The following is a 20,095-nucleotide window of genomic DNA, read 5'->3' on the forward strand; positions in this document are numbered from 1 at the left end:
GGCAATATACCCAGACAACGCGCTACTCATGTGCGCCGTATAAGGTAATTGTAGTAGCAGCTTCGAAGTTTGCAGAGAATTACAGATTAATCTGTAGGTTACGCTTCGCTTAATCAGGCGTTAAACCAGCTATCACGTTGCCAGTGACCCCGCCAGATTAGCCATAGTGTCAGCCCACGTAACGCCAGGAATACCGTTACCGCCAACCATAAACCGTGGTTACCGAGCCACGGCAGCGTCAACAGCGCTACGCCATAACCAATAGCCGCTATTACCATGCTGTTTCGCATCTCTCGTCCGCGCGTCGCGCCGATAAATATGCCATCCAGCAGATAACACCAGACGCCAATCAGCGGCAGTATCACCTGCCAGATGAGGTAGCGATCGGCCATGTCGCGTAGTGCTTCCAGTGAAGTCAGCATCGCTACAATCTGCGGGCCAGTGAAGGCATAAATCAGCGCAAATATCACCGCCACAAAACAGGCCTGTCGACAAGCAGCGTGCCAGATCAGCAATAACCGGCTGCGATCTTTAGCGCCGACCGCTTCACCGGAACAGGCTTCTACCGCATAGGCAAAGCCATCTAATGCGTAGGCAGTAAAGGTGAGGAACATCAGCAGCACCGCATTGACTGCCACGACATCCGGACCAATGCGCGCACCGAGAATGGTGAGAGACGCGAAGCAGATTTGCAGCATAAGGGAACGCAACATAATGTCGCGATTGAGGCGAAACAACCGCGCCGCATCACCGCGCCAGCTATTTTTTAGCAGCGTGAAATGGATACCGCGCAATTTAAGTACCCGCGCTACCATCCACAAACCCACACCCAGCGTGACATATTCGGCCAACGCCGTAGCCGCCGCCGCTCCCGCCACGCCCCAGTGCAGCTTGAGGACAAACAGCAAGTCGAGCAGGATGTTCACCAGATTACCGACGATCAATAACACCATCGGCGCACGTGCATACTGCACGCCCAGTAGCCAGCCAAGAATCACCAAATTAGCCAAGGTGGCCGGCGCACTCAGCCAGCGAATCTCAATAAATATTTTCGCCTGCTGCTGCACTTCCGGACTGCCGCCCATCAGTGCTGCCGCCAAACTGCTTACTGACGTGCGCAACAGCATAAACAAGAGTCCGAAGACTAAAGCGATGAGCAGCGGTTGCGTCAAGGCGCGCGCCAGTGCGCTTTTATCATTCGCACCAAAAGCCTGCGCGGTCAGTCCGGTGGTGCTCATTCGCAAAAACAGCAGAAGCATGAAGATGAAACTGGTTGCCGTGGTACCCACGGCGACGCCAGCGAGATAAATGGGGCTATCAAGATGACCAATGACGGCAGTATCCACCACGCCCAGCAGCGGAACGGTGATGTTGGAGAGGATCATTGGCAGCGCCAGCCGCCAGAGTGCTTTATCTGAAGGGGAAAACAGCTGCATCAGCGCATTCCGTTGTTTGCGGTATCAGCGTGATAATGCGCCCGACAGTGCCGCAGAAAATGTCACAGAGAAATAAAATAGCAGACTGCGGTCAGCGCAGCATACGCCGCCGCAGTTGGGGAGGATCAGAAATTGATCAGAGCCATTCGCCGTTGCGCACAATACCCACAGCCAAACCTTCAACGGTCAGTGACTGCTCGCGGGTATCAACGATAATCGGCTGGAAATCGTTATTTTCCGGCAGAAGATGCACAATCGCGCCCTGCTTTTTCCAGCGTTTAACGGTGACTTCATCATCAATGCGCGCCACCACAACCTGGCCGTTACGCACTTCCTGAGTTTTATGCACCGCTAACAGATCGCCATCCATAATGCCGATATCTTTCATCGACATACCGCTAACGCGTAGCAGGAAATCGGCGCTGGGTTTGAACAGGTTGGCATCAACCTGATAGTGCGCTTCAATGTGCTCTTGTGCCAGCAGCGGCTCGCCAGCAGCGACGCGGCCAATTAATGGCAAACCTTCGCTCGGCTCTTCTTCCATCAGCAGGCGTATCCCGCGCGATGCGCCGGAAACAATTTCAATAACGCCTTTTCGCGCCAGCGCTTTCAGATGCTCTTCAGCAGCATTGGGCGAGCGAAAACCCAGTTGCGCAGCAATTTCCGCACGCGTTGGCGGCATGCCCGTCTGGTTAATATGGTCGCGAATCAGGTCATAGACCTGTTGCTGCCTTGCAGTTAACGCTTTCATCCCGCCCCCTGGTTGTTTATACAGTCGCTGTGAGTATATACAGTTATTCGCGAAATGAAAACCGTAACAGAGGGAAAAATCAGCGCATTGATGAATCTGGAATCCCTATCTCAAATGCGTCCAGAGCAGCGCGATCCAGACAAACAGAGCCAGTAAGATAGTCAGCAACACGGCAGCCGATCCCATATCTTTGGCACGCCCGGCTAACGGATGCTGCTCCTGACCGATGCGATCTACCACCGCTTCGATGGCGCTATTAAGGATTTCAACAATGACCACCAGCACTACCGAACCAATCATTAACACGCGGGAAATGGCATCAACATCCAGCCAACAGGCCACGATAATAGCCACCAGCGCGGCAATCGCCTCTTGGCGAAATGCGGCTTCATGCTGCCATGCGGCACGCAAGCCCTGCCAGGAATAACCGGCTGCTTTCACTATTCTTACAAGACCGGTGACGTTATTTGCCATGTTTATGGAACCCTTGAACTATTTTGACGTCAATGTGTGGCAGTGGGAGGTGGCAGAGCCACAGATCTTCGCTGCGCTTTCTGGTATGCTTGCCGCGCTTTGCTAACAAGAGGCTTTAAGTTGTCTATGTCAGGTTGGCGTAAACTCTATTACAAATTATTGAATTTACCACTCTCTATTTTGGTAAAAAGTAAGGTCATTCCGACCGATCCCGTCTCTGAACACGGGATCGATCCGACACGTCCAGTGATGTATGTTTTGCCTTATGATTCAAAGGCTGACCTGCTCACGCTACGGGCGCAATGTCTGAAACATGATCTGCCCGATCCGCTGGCTCCACTGGAGATCGATGGCACCTTGCTACCGCGCCACGTGTTTATTCACGATGGCCCGCGCGTTATTCCCTATTTCGTGGCGAATCCGGAATCAGTAAAGCTATTCCACGACTATCTCGATTTGCACCGTAGCAACCCACAGCTCGATGTCCAGATGCTACCCGTTGCGGTGATGTTTGGTCGTGCGCCGGGACGTGAAATTCAGGGAGAAGCGACACCGCATCTGCGTATTCTTAATGGCGTGCAGAAGTTCTTCGCCATTTTGTGGCACGGCCGCGATAGCTTCGTTCGCTTCTCGCAAACCGTTTCGCTGCGCCAGATGGCGACCGAACACGGCACCGACAAGTCGATTGCGCAGAAACTGGCACGTGTCGCGCGCATTCACTTTGCCCGCCAGCGCCTGGCCGCTGTCGGACCGCGTCTGCCGGCGCGTCAGGACCTCTTCAATAAGCTGTTGCAATCCAAAGCGATTGAAAAAGCAGTCGAAGATGAAGCGCGTAGCAAAAAGATTTCGCATGAGAAAGCTCAGCAGAATGCCATCGAAATGATGGAAGAAGTGGCGGCAAACTTCTCTTACGAAGCGATTAAAGTGACCGACCGCGTAATGGGCTGGCTGTGGAGCCGCCTTTATCAGGGCATCACCGTCCACGGTGGCGAGCGCGTGCGTCAGCTGGCGCAGGATGGCCATGAGATTGTCTATGTGCCCTGCCATCGCAGCCACATGGACTACCTGCTGCTCTCTTATGTGCTCTATCACCAGGGCCTGGTGCCGCCGCACATCGCCGCAGGTATCAACCTGAATTTCTGGCCAGCAGGCCCGATTTTCCGTCGTCTGGGCGCGTTCTTTATTCGTCGTACCTTCAAGGGCAACAAGCTCTATTCCACGGTGTTCCGTGAATACCTTGGCGAACTGTTTAGCCGTGGTTATTCGGTTGAGTACTTTGTTGAGGGCGGACGCTCACGCACCGGACGTTTGCTGGACCCGAAAACCGGCACCTTATCGATGACGCTGCAGGCGATGCTGCGTGGCGGCAGTCGTCCCATCACTTTTGTGCCGATTTACATTGGTTATGAGCACGTGATGGAAGTGGGTACTTACGCTAAAGAGTTGCGTGGCGCCGCCAAAGAGAAAGAGAGCTTCCTGCAGATGGTGCGCGGCTTACGTAAGTTGCGCAATCTTGGTCAGGGCTACGTCAACTTTGGCGAACCGCTGCCGTTGATGAATTACCTCAACAAAAACGTGCCGGAATGGCGTGACGCAATCGATCCGATCGAACCACAACGTCCTGCATGGATGACGCCAGCCGTGAATGATATTGCGGCGAAGCTGATGGTACGCATCAACGAAGCGGGTGCGGCGAACGCCATGAACCTGTGCGTCACCGCGCTGCTGGCCTCACGTCAGCGTTCATTGACGCGCGAACAGTTGATTGAACAGCTTGAGTGTTACACCCAACTGCTGCGCAACGTACCGTACTCACCGGAAGCAACGGTACCGGATATGAGCGCCGAAGCGCTGCTTGATCACGCCATGGGCATGAACAAGTTCGAGACCGAGCAAGACAACATTGGCGACATCATCATTCTGCCGCGCGAGCAGGCGGTGCTGATGACCTATTATCGCAACAACATTCATCACATGCTGGTGATGCCGTCGCTGATTGCCGCCATTGTGCAGCAGCATCGCGAAATCAGCGATGCTGAGCTGCTGCGCCAGGTTAGCCTGGTGTATCCGATGTTGAAGAGCGAGCTGTTCCTGCGTTGGGATAAAGCGGAATTGCCTGCGGTGCTCAACGCTCTGTGCGCCGAGATGGCGCGTCAGGGGCTGATCACACTGCAAGACGGCATGCTGAAAATGACACCGGCGCGTCACCGTTCGCTGCAGCTGCTGGCGGCAGGTATTCGTGAAACGCTGCAGCGCTTTGCGATTACTTTCGCCATTCTCAGCGCAAAACCGGCCATTAACCGCGGCACGCTGGAGAAGGAGAGCCGCACGTTGGCTCAACGCCTGTCAGTGCTGCACGGCATTAACGCGCCAGAGTTCTTTGATAAAGCGGTATTTACTGCGCTGGTGCTAACGCTGCGTGATGAAGGTTACATCAGTGATAAAGGCGATGCTGATGCAGAACGGAGTCATATGATGTGGCAAATGCTGGCGGAGTTAGTGACCAGCGATGTGCGTCTGACGATTGAGAGCGCGGTCGCGCACGATTAACCTGGCGACCAGCGATAAAAAGGCGCACTTCGGTGCGCCTTTTTTGTTTACAGCAAATCGGCGAACGGTACGGTGCTGAGCAAAATGCCGATAAATAGCACCATGCCCACATAGTTGTTATTCAGAAACGCCTGGAAGCAAGCATCGCGCTCGCGCTGAGCAATCAGCTTCTGCTGATGCACAAATAAGCCTGCCGCCAGCAGTAGCGCCCAGTAAAATGCCCCATTCAGATTGAGCATCATGCCCACCAGTACCATCAGGCCCAGCGTCGCCAGCTGCAGTAAACCGATAATCAGTTTGTCATAGCGACCAAACAGGATCGCCGTGGATTTCACGCCAATCTTCAGATCATCATCGCGGTCCACCATCGCATATTGCGTATCATAGGCCACCGTCCAGCAGATGTTAGCGATGAATACCAACCAACACACCAAAGGTAAGGACTCACTAACTGCCGCCCACCCCATCGGAATAGCCCAGCCAAATGCCGCCCCCAGAACTACCTGCGGCAGATGCGTGTAGCGTTTCATAAACGGATAGACCCATGCCAGCGCCAGACCGCCAAACGACAGCAAAATGGTCATGGTGTTCATGGTCAGTACCAGCATAAACGCCACTATTCCCAGCCCGGCAAACAGCAGTTTGGCTTCCTTCTCCGTTACCGCGCCGCTGGCCAGCGGACGTGATGCGGTACGCTTGACATGGCCATCGATTTTTCGGTCAGCATAGTCATTGATGACGCAGCCTGCAGCACGCATCACGATGACGCCGAGCACAAACACCAGCAGCACCGGTAGCGGCGGAATCGCCATGCCCGAGAGCCACAGCGCCCACATCGTCGGCCACAACAGTAGAACGGTGCCGATCGGTTTATCGATACGCATCAGGCGGCAGTAAGCCTGCCATTTGGTCATGGGTAAGGTGTTTTGCACAGTGGTTTTATCCTTGCTCCAGCGCGCGATACAGCGGCGACGCCGGTAAAAACAGTTCGGTTAGCAGTAGCGGTTTGCCTGATAAACGCAGGCGGGAACGACGTCCCCACAAATCGTCTACCTGGCCAGGATCGATAAAATCGCGACTCAGAGTCGATGAAGAAAACAGATAGCGACCAAGCGGGCGCGTACCCAGCTGTTGCAGCATCTGCTCCGGGCCGTGAAGGGTACTTTCCGGCACCACGGTGCGGCCAATCAGCCAGGGTTCGCCATCGCCGCACAGCACAATTTCGCGTAGCCAAAAGCGTTGATCAGCCGGCAGAAATTCAGCTTCATCCGTTACCTCATCGGCACCAATAAACGCTTCACGAATGAGTTCTACCGTCACTTGCTGGCAATGCTGCTCAAAGCGACGCGTCATGGAATCTTCTTCAAGTAACCAGTCGAGTAAAGGGGCAGAAAGCCGTGGGGAAGAGGCTGGCAGCCAGTGCAGTGCGCGTAACTGGCGCAGCGCGTCATGCGACATCAGGACATCTCCGGAAAAAAAGTTGCCCTAGTTTAACGCAGAGGAGAATGCGTGGCACGGCTCGTTGTGCCACGGCAGATAAAGAAGGGTAATTACTCGCGCTTCAGGCGGTTACTGTTTGCCAGCCACAGCGTCACCACCAGAATCAAAATCGCCGCTGAATAATAGAGCGTATCAAACGGGTTTTTATGGTCGACGATGATCAGGCGAATAATGGCGGTGATACCGATGTAGATAAAATAGCGCAGCGGAAAGTGATAGCCCGACTGAAAGTACTTCACAATCAATGCGATAAATTCGAAATAAAGGAAATAGATCACGATGCCTTCAATCAGCAGATAAGAAGAGGTCTGCTCACCGGTGCTGAACAACACATTGGCCAGATGAATGGTTTCCTTACCGAGAAACACCACCAGAATAATGGCCAGAATAATCAGGCCAATGTTGAGCACCCACTGCAATGCTAATGAAATGTACTGCCCAACCCCTGTTTTTATTGTCATTTTTTCGCGCCTTAGTCTCTCAAGAACTTTCTGACGCTATCATGCTGTAGCGTGATCAAAATCACAATATTTATACTTCAACATCCACGCACAGTGCGTCGTAGCGCCAGAACTCGCAGTCACAATCAATCACTCGCTTGTGCTGATCGCGGTTGATGCGGGTAATCAGTAAGCCCGGCGTACCGCTGGCGACATTGAGCGCAGGCGCAGCGCGCACCGGGAGTGGCCCCGGTAAAATAGTAAAGCGCGCGCCACCGTAGCGGATGCCGTAGCGCTGGTCATAGAGATCGGTGAGTGAACGCGTGAGATCTTCATCCAGCAAGCCCGGGAAATAGGCTGGATTAAGGTAATGCTCAACATACAACACCGCGCGGCCATCAATGCGGCGCAAACGGCGAATGCGGTATACCTTGTCGCCCTCCAGCAGCTGCAGATGATGCGCAATCGCCAACTGGGCTGGCACTTCACGCGCTTCAAGCACTTCGGTGCTGGCAACGCGACCTTGCTCGGCCGCCATCGCATGAAAATGGCTGTGATGCGAAGGGTTATAAACCAGGCGCGGCGGTGCGAGAAACCAGCCACGGCGCAATTCGCGATAAATTATGCCCTGCGCTTCCAGCAAACCCAACGCCTCACGCAGCGTGATGCGCGTGGTGGAATAGTGTTCGCTTAACGCGCGCTCCGCAGGCAAACGACCGCTGGCAAATTCACCGTTTTCAATGCGTTCCCGCACGCCTGCCGCAATCATATCCGCCGTTTTTGACAACATTTTTCAGCCTCATTTTGGGGCAAATCTGCACTATGACAGTTCGATGACTACACTGTGACAAGAGTCAACCCACGCTTTAGCGCGCTGTAACCGCATGTGGATCGTCGCGCCACACCACATTTCACCACCATGGTCATAAAACCTTCATCTACTCGGGCTACATTGGCTCGGTTCTTGCTGGACTAGACCAAGAAGTCCCACAACATATACCGGGAGCAATCGAGATGAAAGCGTTTATCGCCTCTGTAGTAGCCAGTGCCGTACTGCTTGCGCTGCCTGCCGCGCAAGCTGCAGATAATGACCTCGCCGCGTTAGAAAAAGCCGCGCGCGCTGAAGGCCAGGTTAACAGCGTCGGCATGCCGGATAGCTGGGCCAACTGGAAAGATACCTGGAGTGATCTCAGCAGCAAATATGGTCTGAAGCACAGCGACACTGACATGTCTTCTGCGCAAGAGCTGGCAAAATTTGCTGCAGAGAAGGAGAACGCCAGCGCCGATATCGGTGATGTGGGCGCCGCTTTCGGTCCGATTGCCGTCGCGAAAGGCGTAGCACAACCTTACAAGCCAACGCATTGGGATCAAATTCCGAGCTGGGCGAAAGATCAGGATGGCAACTGGATGCTGGCCTACACCGGCACCATCGCCTTCCTGGTCGATAAGCAGCAGGTGAAAGATGTGCCACACAGCTGGGCCGATTTAAAGAAAGGTAAGTATGTGGTCACTATCGGCGACGTCGGTACTGCAGCTCAAGCGGCCAACGGTGTACTGGCGGCCAGCTACGCCATGGGCGGTGACGAGAAGAACGTTAAACCGGCGCTGAGCTTCTTCGGTGACCTGGCGAAAGAGGGCCGTCTTGGCGTAACCGATCCGGTGATTGCCAACATCGAGAAAGGCGAAATTCAGGTTGCCGTGGTGTGGGACTTCAACGGTCTGAACTATCGCGATCAAATCGACAAAAATCGCTACGAAGTGGTGATCCCCTCCGATGGTTCCGTCACCTCAGGCTACAGCACCATCATCAACAAGTACGCTAAACACCCAAATGCCGCCAAGCTGGCGCGTGAATACATCTTGTCTGATGAAGGCCAGATCAACCTGGCGAAAGGCTATGCGCGTCCGATTCGTGCTGAGCATTTAACCCTGCCGGCTGACGTGCAGGCCAAACTGTTACCGCAGTCTGAGTATAAAAATGCCCGTCCAATCAAAGACCAGGCGGCATGGGATAAGACGTCGAAAATGCTGCCGCGCCTGTGGCAGGAGAACGTCATCATCAATATGAAACAGTAACGTTGTTTTGTAGGGTGCGCATTTATGCGCACCTGGATTAACGATTGCCATAAAGGAGAAGGGATGAAAACAATCCTGGTGGTGTTGGATGGCCTGAGTAATCAGGTAGCGCAGCACGCGATGGGCTATCTATTTGCCGAATGCGCGCAGGGCAACGGCCAGTATTACACGCTGACCTGCGAGCTGCCTTCGCTGTCGCGTCCGCTGTATGAATGCATTCTCACCGGCATTCCACCGGTGCGCAGCGGCATTATTCATAATGGCGTCAGCCGCTTGAGTAATCAGCGCAGCATCTTCCATTATGCGCGTGCAGCCGGTCTCACCACCGCTGCGGCCGCCTATCACTGGGTGAGTGAACTCTACAATCACTCCCCGTTCAATGCGGCGCGCGACCGGCATACGGTCGCACCCGACCTGCCGATTCAGTATGGGCACTTTTACTGGGACGACGGCTATCCGGATTCCCATCTGTTTGAGGACGCGGAAAGCCTGCGCCTGCGCCACGATCCGGACTTCCTGCTGATCCACCCGATGAACATCGACGATGCCGGGCACAAACACAGTTTGTCATCGCCGCAATATCGCAACCGCGCGCGCATGGCCGATGGTTACCTGTCGCAGTGGATGCCGGGTTGGCTGGCCGCCGGATATCAGGTGATTGTCACCGCCGATCACGGCATGAACGATGACCGCTCGCACGGCGGCATTTTGCCCGAAGAGACGCAGGTGCCGCTGTTTGTATTTGGCGCCGGTTTCTCACTGCAGTCGGATCTCAAACCCCAGCAGACCGAGCTATGCGGTATCGTTTGCACCTTACTCGGCGTTGAGCATGATAAGCCGGTTTGCCGCGCGTTACTGGCGGAGCCGCAGTAATGAAGGGAAAAACGCTCGCTTCCCTGCTGCTGCTGCCTTTTGCCCTGTTCTGGGTGGCGTTTCAGCTCGCACCGCTGCTGTGGATTACTATCAACAGCTTCTGGAGCGACATGAATGAGCGTTGGGGCATTGATAACTATAGCGATATTCTCACTTCGCCATTCTATTTACAGGCCTTTCGCCTGTCGCTGGATATCTCCATCTGGTCAAGCATTTATGGTCTGCTGATCTCGCTGATTGCTGGATATTCGTTACATCAACTCGGCAGCGGGCGTTTTCAGCGCTTTTTAATGTCATTTACCAACATGACCAGCAACTTCGCCGGCGTGCCGCTGGCGTTTGCCTTTGTCATCCTGCTTGGCCTGAACGGCTGCCTGACGCTGCTGCTGCGCCATTACGGCGTGCTGGAGGGCTTTAAGCTGTTCTCGCGCGACGGCATGGTGCTGGTTTACACCTGGTTCCAAATCCCGCTTGGCATTTTGCTGCTCTATCCGGCGTTTGATGGCTTGCGGCAGGATTGGCAGGAGTCCGCCGCGCTGCTGGGCGCGGGGCGCGGGCGCTATTGGTGGCATATCGGTTTACCGATTCTGTTCCCGGCGCTACTCGGCACCTTCGTGATTTTGCTGGCTAACGCGCTCGGTGCTTACGCCACCATTTACGCGCTGACAACCGGCAACTTTAATGTGGTGCCGGTGCGCATCGCGGCGCTGGTATCCGGCGATATCTCACTCGATCCCAATACCGGCGGTGCGCTGGCGATGCTGCTGGTGCTGATCATGGCGCTGATTACCGTGGTGCAGCAGTATCTGGTGCGCCGCAGCTATCTCAACGCCAAAGCGTCTTAAGGAGCCACACGTGTCTCGCGCGGAAAAATTTTACCATCGCCTGATTGTCTGGCTGCTGCTGTGCATCCTGGCCGCGCCGCTGCTGGCGACGCTGCTGTACGGCATCTCCACCAGCTGGAGCGACACTATTCTGCCGCAGGGCTTTACGCTTAAATGGCTGGCTGCGCTGTGGAGCGATCCACGTTTCCTAACGGCGCTGGGACATTCGCTGCTGGTTTGCTTCGGTGCGCTGCTGTTCTCGCTGGTGCTGGTGCTGCCCGCCATGTTTGTGATCGCTTACTACTATCCGAAGCTGGATGCGGTAATGAATGTGCTGATTCTGATGCCGTTCGCCGTGCCGCCGGTGGTGTCATCGGTCGGCCTGCTGCAGCTCTATTCGTCGTCACCCTTGATGCTGACCGGCACGCCGTGGATTTTGATCGGCTGCTACTTCACCATCGCTTTGCCGTTTATCTACCGCGCCATCTCCAACAACATGCAGGCGATCAACCTGAAAGAGCTGATTGATGCCGCCCAGCTGCTCGGCGCCAGCACCTGGCAGGCTGCGCTGTTTGTGGTGCTGCCAAACCTGCGTAAAGGGGTGTTTATCGCGGTGCTGCTCTCCTTCTCCTTCCTGATTGGTGAATTCGTCTTCGCTAACATGCTGGTCGGCACCCGCTATGAAACCTTGCAGGTTTATCTGTTTAACATGCGCAACGGCAGCGGCCACTTCACCAGTGCGCTGGTGATCTCCTATTTTGCCGTCGTTCTGCTGGTCACCTGGCTGGCGAATGCCCTCAATCCTGAACGAGGCTGACCATGAGTTATCTGAACGTCACTCAGTTGAATAAAAGCTACGGCCCGACCGCCATTTTTGAAAACATCGATTTTAGCGCCGAAGAGGGCGAGTTTGTCACCCTGCTCGGCCCAAGCGGCTGCGGCAAATCCACGCTGCTACGCTGCATCGCCGGATTGACTGACGTTGATAGCGGTAAAGTGCTGCTGCAAGGTCAGGATATCGTGCCGCTGCCGCCGCAGAAGCGCACCATTGGCATGGTGTTCCAGAGCTACGCGCTGTTTCCGAATATGACGGTTGAGAAGAATGTGGCGTTTGGTCTGAAGATGCAGAAGCTGGCCAGCGGCGATATTCAAAAACGCGTGATGGAGGTGCTGGCGCTGGTCGAACTCACCGACTTCGCGCGCCGCTATCCGCATCAGCTTTCGGGCGGACAGTGTCAGCGCGTGGCGCTGGCACGTTCGCTGGTGACGCGTCCGCGCTTGCTGCTGCTGGACGAACCGCTATCGGCGCTGGATGCGCGTATTCGCCGTCATCTGCGCGAACAGATCCGTAATATTCAAAAAGAGCTAAAACTCACCACCCTGTTCGTCACCCACGATCAGGAAGAAGCGTTGACGATGTCCGATCGCATCGTGTTGATGAATCGTGGCAAGATCGTGCAGAACGGCAATGCTGAGAGGCTGTATACCGAGCCAGCCGATCTGTTCGCCGCCGGATTTATTGGCAACTACAACCTGCTGAGCGCCGAGCAGGCATTGCTGCTTACCGGCCAAACATTTAGCGGCCAGGTGGCGATTCGTCCCGAGTCAATTCGGCTATGTGCGCCACAGGATGGCATTCCCGCCACCATCCTCAGCCACAGCTTGCTCGGCAACGTGATCCGCTATCGCGTGCGCGCACAAAACGTCGAGCTCTCGATTGATGTCCTCAACCGTAGCGTGGCAGATTTGCACCCCGCTGGCATGCAGATTGGGCTACAGTTAGAGATGTCGACGTTGCGCCAGGTCGCTTAATTTTAACGAAAAAATGGGCAACGCAACGCGGCGAAGGTTTTACCGGTTGCGCTCACCGTCAGGCTGGCAATCGGTGTTGTTTGCGCCTGACGGATGAGGAGCCTTTAACCGTGTTAACTCTGCTTAATCTACTCTCTGCCGTTGCGCTGCTGGTGTGGGGCACGCATATCGTGCGTACCGGTATCATGCGCGTGTACGGTGCCGATCTGCGTCGTGTACTCAGCCGCAGCGTCGAAAAAAAACCGATGGCGTTTCTCGCCGGGATTGGCGTCACAGCGCTGGTGCAAAGCAGTAACGCCACCACGCTACTCGTCACCTCTTTTGTCGCGCAGAATCTGGTGAGCCTCACGCCCGCGCTGGTCGTGGTGCTGGGTGCCGATGTCGGTACCGCCATCATGGCGCGCATCCTGACCTTTGATCTGACGTGGCTTTCGCCGCTGTTTATCTTCTTTGGCGTAGTGTTTTTCCTCAGCCGCAAGCAGACGCGCGGCGGTCAGCTGGGCCGCGCCAGCATAGGTTTGGGGCTGATTTTGCTGGCGTTGCAGCTGATTGTCGCCGCCGCCAAACCGATTACCCAGGCGGCAGGCGTGCAGGTGCTGTTCTCGACGCTAACTGGCGACGTGATGCTCGATGCGTTGATTGGCGCGGTGTTTGCCATCATCAGTTACTCCAGCCTCGCGGCGGTGCTGATTACTGCTACGCTGACGGCAACCGGCGTCATCTCGTTTAAAGTCGCGCTTTGTCTGGTGATAGGCGCCAACCTCGGCAGCGGCTTACTGGCAATGATCAACGCCAGCGGCTCCAACGCCGCCGGCAAACGTGTTGCACTCGGCAGCCTGCTGTTCAAGCTGATTGGCAGCATCGCCATTTTGCCGTTCGTCAATTTCGTCGCCGACATCCTCGACAAATTACCTGTCAATGATGAGGAGCTGGTGATCTTCTTCCACGTGTTCTACAACCTGATTCGCTGCTTAGTGATGGTGCCGTTTGCCGAGCCGATGGCGCGTCTGTGCCGCCGCATGATTGATGACGATGCGGAGAATGAAACCCATCTGAAACCCAAACATCTCGACAGTAGCGCGCTGGATACGCCGGCGTTAGCACTGGCAAATGCCTCGCGCGAAACGCTGCGTATTGGCGACGTGGTCGAGCAGATGATTGAGTCATTCAATAAAGTGGTGCACGGCGACCTGCGAGAAGAGCGCGCGGTGCGGCGGCTGGATGATGATGTGGATGTGCTCTACACCGCGATCAAACTCTATCTGGCGCGCATGCCGAAAGAGGATTTGCCGGAGGATGATTCCCGCCGCTGGGCGGAGATCATTGAGATGGCGCTCAATCTGGAACAGGCGGGCGATATTATTGAACGCATGTGCGCCGACGTAGCGGATAAGTCGCTGACCGCGCGCCGCGCCTTCTCAGCGGAAGGATTGGAGGAGCTGCAAACCTTGCAGGAGCAGGTGCTGTATAACCTGCGACTGAGTTTGTCGGTGTTTCTGTCGCACGATGTGACCAGCGCCAAACGCCTGCGCCGCTCTAAACATCGTTTCCGCATTCTGATTCGCCGCTTCTCCCACGCGCACGTCGAGCGTTTGCATCTGCAAAATGTGCAAAGCATTGAAACCAGCTCGCTGCATCTTGGATTATTGGGCGATATGAAACGTTTGAATTCGCTGTTCTGCGCCGTGGCGTACACGGTGTTAGATCAGCCGGATGACGAGCGGGATGAGGATTGATAAGTTTAAAAACGCGCGATGAATCGCGCCGCTACAAACATCTGCATTCCGCAGCGGCGCAATTTATTGCGCGGGTTTTACATCACGACAGCAAACTAAACGCAATCATTCCGACAATCGCGCCAGTGGTACCGAGGATGGTTTCCATTAGCGTCCAGGTCTTCAGCGTTTCGGCTTCGGTGGCGCCGGTAAAGCGGCCAAAAAGCCAGAAGCCGGCATCATTCACGTGACTGATAATGATCGAGCCGCCGCCGATACAGATCGACAGCGCCGCCAGCTGCGCGCCGCTGTAGTGCAGCGGTTCAATCACCGGCATCACCAAACCCACGGTGGTTAAACACGCCACGGTAGCCGAGCCCTGAATCACGCGGATCGCACCGGAGAGAATGAAGCACGCCAGCGCAATCGGCATACCTGCGCCAGTCAACGCGTGGCCCAGCACAGGGCCCACACCCGAATCCACCAGCACCTGCTTAAACACGCCGCCCGCACCGATCACCAGCAGAATAATGCCCGCCGGCTGCAGCGCGCTGCCGCACACTTGCATCACCTTCTCTTTATCCATGCCCTGACGGTACGCCAGGCCATAAATCGCCACCAGACAGGCCAGCAGAATCGCCGTGAACGGATGGCCGATAAACTCCAGCCACTCATACAAATGGGTACCCGGCGTGGTGAAGCGCGCGCCGATGGTTTTCAGACCGACCAACAGCAGCGGGAACAGAATCAGCGCCAGGCTAAAGCCAAACGACGGCAGTTTGCCCTCTTCCACTTCCGGTTGGTGATCTTCCGGCGGGGCGCTAAAGCTGACGTGACGTGCGATAAAGTTACCAAACAGCGGACCAGCAATCAGCATGCCCGGGATTGCCGCGCACAGGCCCAGCAGGATCATCCAGCCAAAATCGGCGTGCATTTGCGAAGCCAGCAGCATCGGCGCCGGTCCCGGCAACAGAAACGCCGCCGCCGCTGCCACCCCGGCAAAGAGCGGAATCACCAGCTTGACTAAATTGCCTTTGGTGCGACGCGCCACCGCGAACGCAATGCTAATTAGCAACACCACCGCCACTTCGAAGAACAGTGGCAGCGCGCAAATTAGCCCGGCGACGCCCATCGCATAGTGCGCGCGGCTTTCTCCAAAGGTTTTCAACATGCGGATGGCAATTTGATCGACCGCGCCGGTTTCATGCAGGATTTTACCGAACATCGCGCCCAACGCCACCACAATGGCGAGAAAGCCGAGCGTTCCGCCCATGCCTTTTTCCATGGTTTCGGCGATTTTATCGAGCGGCATGCCGGAAAACAGACCGGCACCAATGGAGACTAACATCAGGGCAACAAAGGCGTGCATACGCGCTTTCATCACCAAAAACAGCAGCAGCAGGACAGAGCCTGCTGCGGTTAACACTAGCGTTGCGGTACTCATGACTAACCCTTGTTGATTGCACCCTCAATGGTCGCAACCGTGGCCGCAACTACCTCATCCAGTGAATGATTGATATCAACCACCAGTACATCGGGCTCATCCGCGCCGGGTTCCTGCAGCGTAGCGAACTGCGTCACCAGCATCTGCGGTTTGAAAAAATGACCTTTACGCGCCTTCAAACGGGATTCGATGGTCTCGAAATCGCCCTGCAGATAGATAAATTTCAGGTTCTCGTTGCCCTGACGCAGGATGTCGCGATAGGACTTTTTCAGCGCCGAGCAGACGATAATGGAGATTTCCTGGGTGCGCTGCATGGCAAACGCCGCATCATTCAGCGCCTGCAGCCACGGCTGGCGATCGTTGTCGTCCAGCGGATGACCATCGGCCATTTTCATGATGTTGCTGCGCGGATGGAGGAAATCGCCATCGAGAAACGCAGTGTTTAACTGGTGAGAGACCTGATTGGCGACGGCAGATTTTCCGCTGCCGGAAACGCCCATCAGGATAAAGACGTGGTGCGATGGAGATGGCGTAGTCATTGTTTTGCGCTCCGGCAGTGATTTCTGCCCAATGTTACCGATAACAAATTCAGTCATCATTGTCGGAGCCCACTCAAAGGCTGGCAACCCTTGTTAGGCGGAAAAGCACGAAAGTGTGAACTGACTCATAAATTCGCCAAAATCAGATGCTGTCACCTTCGGCAATTTCGAAACCGACATCCAATGGTTGCGTGACGCTGCGATCGCCGCCAATGCGCGCCAGCAGCATCGCCGCCGATTCACGCCCCATGCGCTCACGCGGCGTTAACACCGTGGCGAGGCGCGGATTCACCACTTGCGTAATGTCGTGACCGTGAAAACCGGCAATCGCCATCTGCTGCGGCACGCGCAATCCCTGGCGTTGGCACTCAAACATGGCGCCAACCGCCAGGTCATCGTTGGTACAGAACAGGCTATCGGTCTCAGGATAACGCTTCTGCGCTTCGCACAGCAGCTGCGCGCCGGCGCTGAATGAAGAAGCATCTTCCATCATCACGCTGTGCGGCGTCAGCCCGGCTTCGCGCATCGCTTTTTCATAACCTTGCTGTTTCTGTAGGGTACGTTCATCAAGGCGTGCGCCGAGATAAACGGTGTGGCGATGCCCTTTTTTCAGGATAGCATGCGTCATCTGACGTGCCGCCTCGACGTTATCAAAGCCCACCGCCATATCGAGGCACGGCGTTACCGAATCCATCATCTCAATCACCGGAATGCCCGCCACTTCCAGCATGCGCAGCGTGCCTGCCGTGTGAGTGCGTTCGGTGAGAATCACGCCGTCGATGTTCCAGCCGAGCAGCGAACGCAGCTGGAGCTCCTCTTTCTGCGCGTTGTAACCAAAGTGCGCCACCAGCGTTTGATAACCTGCTTCATCGGTGACGGCTTCAATCCCGCGCAGCACGTCTGCAAAAACCTGGTTGGTCAGCGAAGGCAGCAGCACGCCGATAGCGCGACTGGTGGCGTTAGAGAGCATGTCGGGGGCGCGATTGGGGATATAACCGAGCTCATCCAGCGCCACGGCGATTTTGTCGCGCAGCGCCGCTGAGACCTGATCGGGATTGCGCAGGTAGCGGCTGACGGTCATTTTTGTGATGCCGACGCGATCGGCAACGTCCTGTAATACCGGTCTTTTCTTCTTCATCGTGTGCGCCTGAGATCAAAGGTAACCCGAGTTTATCATTTTTTGTCAGGTTCAGGTTTTGTGGGAAACCTTACGGCTGAACTAACGAGAAGGGTCTTGTAGCTAATCAGAGTGAGAACAAAGAGCATCGGCAGTCCTGCAAATTAGCACCTAAAGACATAACAAGGACAATCATGACGGACCAAACTTCTGCATCCACCAGGCGTCCTATTGAACGCTTTCTGAATACCGTTGAGTGGCTCGGTAACCTGCTGCCGCATCCAATAACGCTGTTCGCGATCTTTGCGCTCTTTATTATTGTCGCATCAGCCGTTGCCGCGGCCTTCGGTGTCAGCGTCATGGATCCGCGCCCTATTGGTGCTGCGGGCCGCGCGCCGGATGGGGTGATTCACGTGGTTAGCCTGATGAGTGCCGAGGGTCTGCAGCGTATTGTCAGCAATCTGGTCACCAACTTTACCGGCTTCGCCCCACTCGGCACCGTGCTGGTTGCCTTGCTCGGCGTGGGCATTGCCGAACATTCGGGCTTGCTGTCTGCTGCCATGCGCGCGCTGGTATTTAACGCGCCAAAAAAGCTCATCACTTTCACTATCGTCTTCGCTGGTATTATCTCCAATACGGCTTCGGAGCTGGGATATGTGGTGCTGATTCCACTGGCAGCCATGATTTTCCACTCGCTGGGCCGTCATCCATTGGCGGGGCTGGCTGCAGCGTTTGCTGGGGTTTCAGGCGGCTACAGCGCGAATTTATTGCTCGGCACCATCGATCCGCTGCTGTCGGGTATTACCCAAAGCGCCGCACAGATTATCGATCCGAACTACCATGTTGGCCCGGAAGTGAATTGGTACTTCATGTTTGTCAGCACCTTCGTGATTTCCATTCTGGGTACATGGATTACTAACAGCATCGTCGAACCGAAATTGGGCAAATATCAGGATAGCGAGGGCGATGCGGTGCGTGGCGATATGGGCGCGCTCACAGCGGCTGAACGTCGGGCGCTGAAAGGAGCTGGCTGGGCGGTACTGGCCGTCACAATGCTGCTGATACTAACCGTCATTCCGGGTTACGGCGTGTTGCTCAATCCGAAAACCGGCACGCTGGCGGGCTCGCCTTTCCTGAAAGGCATTGTGGTGTTTATCTTTGTCTTCTTCGCTATTCCAGGCATGGTGTATGGCCGACTCATCGGCAATATGCGCAACGATCGTGATGTGATCAACGCCATGTCTGCCAGCATGAGCAGCATGGGCATGTACATCGTACTGGTGTTCTTTGCTGCGCAGTTCGTGGCGTTCTTTAACTGGAGCAACTTCGGCACCGTGGTGGCGGTGAAAGGCGCCAATCTGCTGGCATCACTGGATATGGGCGCACCGCTACTGTTTGTTTGCTTCATCATGATCTGCGGCTTTATCAATTTGATGATTGGCTCCGCCTCGGCGCAATGGGCGGTTACCGCACCGATCTTTGTGCCGATGCTGATGCTGGTGGGCTTTGCGCCAGAAGTGATTCAAGCGGCTTACCGCATTGGCGACTCTGTGACCAACGTGATAACGCCGATGATGAGTTATTTTGGCCTGATTATGGCGGTGGCGGCGCGCTATCGTCGTGACATGGGCATCGGTACGCTGGTGGCCATGATGTTGCCGTATTCGGTGGTGTTTATGATTGGCTGGACGCTGCTGTTTGTGCTGTGGGTGTTCGTGTTCAATCTGCCGGTTGGGCCCGGCGCGGCAACCTGGTACACCATGTAAAAGCAAAAAAAAAAAGCCAGCACCCGAGCTGGCTAAATAATACTTGGAAGCAATGTGAGCAATGTCGTGCTTACCCAGATGTCAGGAGACGTTTCCGAGCTCGCATGACAATAATAATCATTATCATTCGCGTCTGTAAACCCTTTTAGCGAATTTTTTTGCATTGACGAAGCGCGAGAATTCCTTGATGTTAAAGGGGATTTTATCCATTTTTCACAAGGAGTCGCGCCATGAGTCAGATCGTCATTCGCCACGCTATTCCCGAAGATGCCGCCGCGTTAACGCGCATGTACTGCCAGCCTGAGCCGCAGGCCAGCACGCTGCATCTACCGTTTCAATCGCCGACGCTGTGGCAGGAACGCCTCAGCAATCTGCGTCCGGGTGTGCATATGCTAGTGGCGTGTATTGACGATCAGATCGCCGGACAACTGACTCTGGAAGTGCTGTCGGTAGCGCGCCGTCGCCATACGGCGACCTTTGGGATGGGCGCCGATGCTGCCTATCAGCGGCGCGGCGTCGGTAAAACACTGATGTCAGCGATGATAGATTTGTGTGACAACTGGCTGCAGGTGACGCGTATTGAACTGACGGTGTTCGCCGATAACCATAAAGCGCTTGGCTTATATCAGCAGTTTGGCTTTGAGATTGAAGGCACCGCGCGGCGACATGCTATGCGCGACGGCGAAATGGTGGATACGCATTATATGGCGCGCTTGAAATAACCCTGAAAAACGCGCGATAAATCGCGCCGCTACAAATGCGTGCATATACCGTAGCG

19 protein-coding genes are annotated in these 20,095 nt (G+C 55.4%); 9 read left to right on the plus strand and 10 right to left on the minus strand.

The genetic code is table 11. The features are described 5' to 3' along the window. Nucleotides 1-113: 113 nt before the first annotated feature. The 3 genes from dinF to WFL93_RS21575 form a co-directional block, all read right to left on the minus strand. The gene (dinF, locus tag WFL93_RS21565; RefSeq protein WP_336779005.1) at nt 114-1,436 is read right to left on the minus strand and encodes an MATE family efflux transporter DinF; all 1,323 of its coding nucleotides are present in this window, start codon (nt 1,434-1,436) and stop codon (nt 114-116) included. 136 nt (nt 1,437-1,572) lie between these two features. After that, on the minus strand, nt 1,573-2,187 hold the full coding sequence (lexA, locus tag WFL93_RS21570) for a transcriptional repressor LexA (RefSeq protein ID WP_009128593.1): 615 nt from the start codon (nt 2,185-2,187) through the stop codon (nt 1,573-1,575). Nucleotides 2,188-2,292: 105 nt separating this feature from the next. Beyond that, entirely contained in the window at nt 2,293-2,661 is a 369-nt protein-coding gene (locus tag WFL93_RS21575; RefSeq protein ID WP_009128590.1) for a diacylglycerol kinase, read from the minus strand. Nucleotides 2,662-2,787: 126 nt separating this feature from the next. Between WFL93_RS21575 and plsB the strand changes: the two genes are divergently transcribed. Then, entirely contained in the window at nt 2,788-5,211 is a 2,424-nt protein-coding gene (gene plsB, locus WFL93_RS21580) for a glycerol-3-phosphate 1-O-acyltransferase PlsB (RefSeq protein WP_049851274.1), read from the plus strand. A 47-nt stretch (nt 5,212-5,258) separates the two neighbouring features. Here plsB and ubiA read toward each other — a convergent pair whose 3' ends face one another. The 4 genes from ubiA to WFL93_RS21600 form a co-directional block, all read right to left on the minus strand. Continuing rightward, nucleotides 5,259-6,143, minus strand: coding sequence for a 4-hydroxybenzoate octaprenyltransferase (ubiA, locus tag WFL93_RS21585; RefSeq protein ID WP_009128586.1), 885 nt, complete (start codon nt 6,141-6,143; stop codon nt 5,259-5,261). 7 nt (nt 6,144-6,150) lie between these two features. After that, nucleotides 6,151-6,669, minus strand: coding sequence for a chorismate lyase (gene ubiC, locus WFL93_RS21590; protein WP_180822864.1), 519 nt, complete (start codon nt 6,667-6,669; stop codon nt 6,151-6,153). Nucleotides 6,670-6,761: 92 nt separating this feature from the next. Next, nucleotides 6,762-7,172: a phosphate-starvation-inducible protein PsiE gene (psiE, locus tag WFL93_RS21595; protein WP_008109934.1), complete on the minus strand. Its 411-nt coding sequence runs from the start codon at nt 7,170-7,172 to the stop codon at nt 6,762-6,764. 70 nt (nt 7,173-7,242) lie between these two features. Next, nucleotides 7,243-7,941, minus strand: a complete 699-nt coding sequence (locus WFL93_RS21600) for a UTRA domain-containing protein (protein WP_009128579.1) — start codon at nt 7,939-7,941, stop codon at nt 7,243-7,245. 224 nt (nt 7,942-8,165) lie between these two features. Between WFL93_RS21600 and WFL93_RS21605 the strand changes: the two genes are divergently transcribed. From WFL93_RS21605 to WFL93_RS21630, 6 genes are all read left to right on the plus strand, one after another. Further along, nucleotides 8,166-9,227, plus strand: a complete 1,062-nt coding sequence (locus WFL93_RS21605; protein ID WP_009128577.1) for an ABC transporter substrate-binding protein — start codon at nt 8,166-8,168, stop codon at nt 9,225-9,227. Nucleotides 9,228-9,290: 63 nt separating this feature from the next. Next, nucleotides 9,291-10,100: an alkaline phosphatase family protein gene (locus WFL93_RS21610; RefSeq protein WP_336779006.1), complete on the plus strand. Its 810-nt coding sequence runs from the start codon at nt 9,291-9,293 to the stop codon at nt 10,098-10,100. Beyond that, entirely contained in the window at nt 10,100-10,945 is an 846-nt protein-coding gene (locus WFL93_RS21615; protein WP_336779007.1) for an ABC transporter permease, read from the plus strand. Before WFL93_RS21610 ends, WFL93_RS21615 begins: the two co-directional genes overlap by 1 nt. Nucleotides 10,946-10,955: 10 nt before the next feature. Next, nucleotides 10,956-11,741, plus strand: coding sequence for an ABC transporter permease (locus WFL93_RS21620; protein WP_336779008.1), 786 nt, complete (start codon nt 10,956-10,958; stop codon nt 11,739-11,741). 2 nt (nt 11,742-11,743) lie between these two features. Continuing rightward, on the plus strand, nt 11,744-12,736 hold the full coding sequence (locus WFL93_RS21625) for an ABC transporter ATP-binding protein (protein ID WP_336779009.1): 993 nt from the start codon (nt 11,744-11,746) through the stop codon (nt 12,734-12,736). A 110-nt stretch (nt 12,737-12,846) separates the two neighbouring features. Further along, on the plus strand, nt 12,847-14,472 hold the full coding sequence (locus tag WFL93_RS21630) for a Na/Pi cotransporter family protein (protein ID WP_049851269.1): 1,626 nt from the start codon (nt 12,847-12,849) through the stop codon (nt 14,470-14,472). An 82-nt stretch (nt 14,473-14,554) separates the two neighbouring features. On the opposite strand, the gene gntU is transcribed toward WFL93_RS21630, so the two are convergent. From gntU to gntR, 3 genes are all read right to left on the minus strand, one after another. Beyond that, on the minus strand, nt 14,555-15,895 hold the full coding sequence (gene gntU / locus WFL93_RS21635; protein ID WP_009128561.1) for a gluconate transporter: 1,341 nt from the start codon (nt 15,893-15,895) through the stop codon (nt 14,555-14,557). Between the two features lie 2 nt (nt 15,896-15,897). Then, entirely contained in the window at nt 15,898-16,434 is a 537-nt protein-coding gene (gene gntK / locus WFL93_RS21640; protein ID WP_036621490.1) for a gluconokinase, read from the minus strand. Nucleotides 16,435-16,576: 142 nt separating this feature from the next. Next, a complete protein-coding gene (gntR, locus tag WFL93_RS21645) occupies nt 16,577-17,572 on the minus strand; it encodes a gluconate operon transcriptional repressor GntR (protein ID WP_336779010.1) in 996 nt (331 codons plus the stop codon). A gap of 173 nt (nt 17,573-17,745) precedes the next feature. Here gntR and WFL93_RS21650 point away from each other — a divergent pair, with 173 nt between their 5' ends. Both WFL93_RS21650 and WFL93_RS21655 read left to right on the plus strand, forming a co-directional pair. Further along, nucleotides 17,746-19,317: an AbgT family transporter gene (locus WFL93_RS21650; RefSeq protein ID WP_336779011.1), complete on the plus strand. Its 1,572-nt coding sequence runs from the start codon at nt 17,746-17,748 to the stop codon at nt 19,315-19,317. Nucleotides 19,318-19,547: 230 nt separating this feature from the next. Further along, entirely contained in the window at nt 19,548-20,039 is a 492-nt protein-coding gene (locus WFL93_RS21655; protein ID WP_336779012.1) for a GNAT family N-acetyltransferase, read from the plus strand. The last annotated feature ends 56 nt before the right edge of the window (nt 20,040-20,095 follow it).

The sequence above is a fragment of the Pantoea sp. USHLN256 genome (genome assembly GCF_037149875.1).
Taxonomy (GTDB): Bacteria; Pseudomonadota; Gammaproteobacteria; order Enterobacterales; family Enterobacteriaceae; genus Pantoea; species Pantoea nemavictus.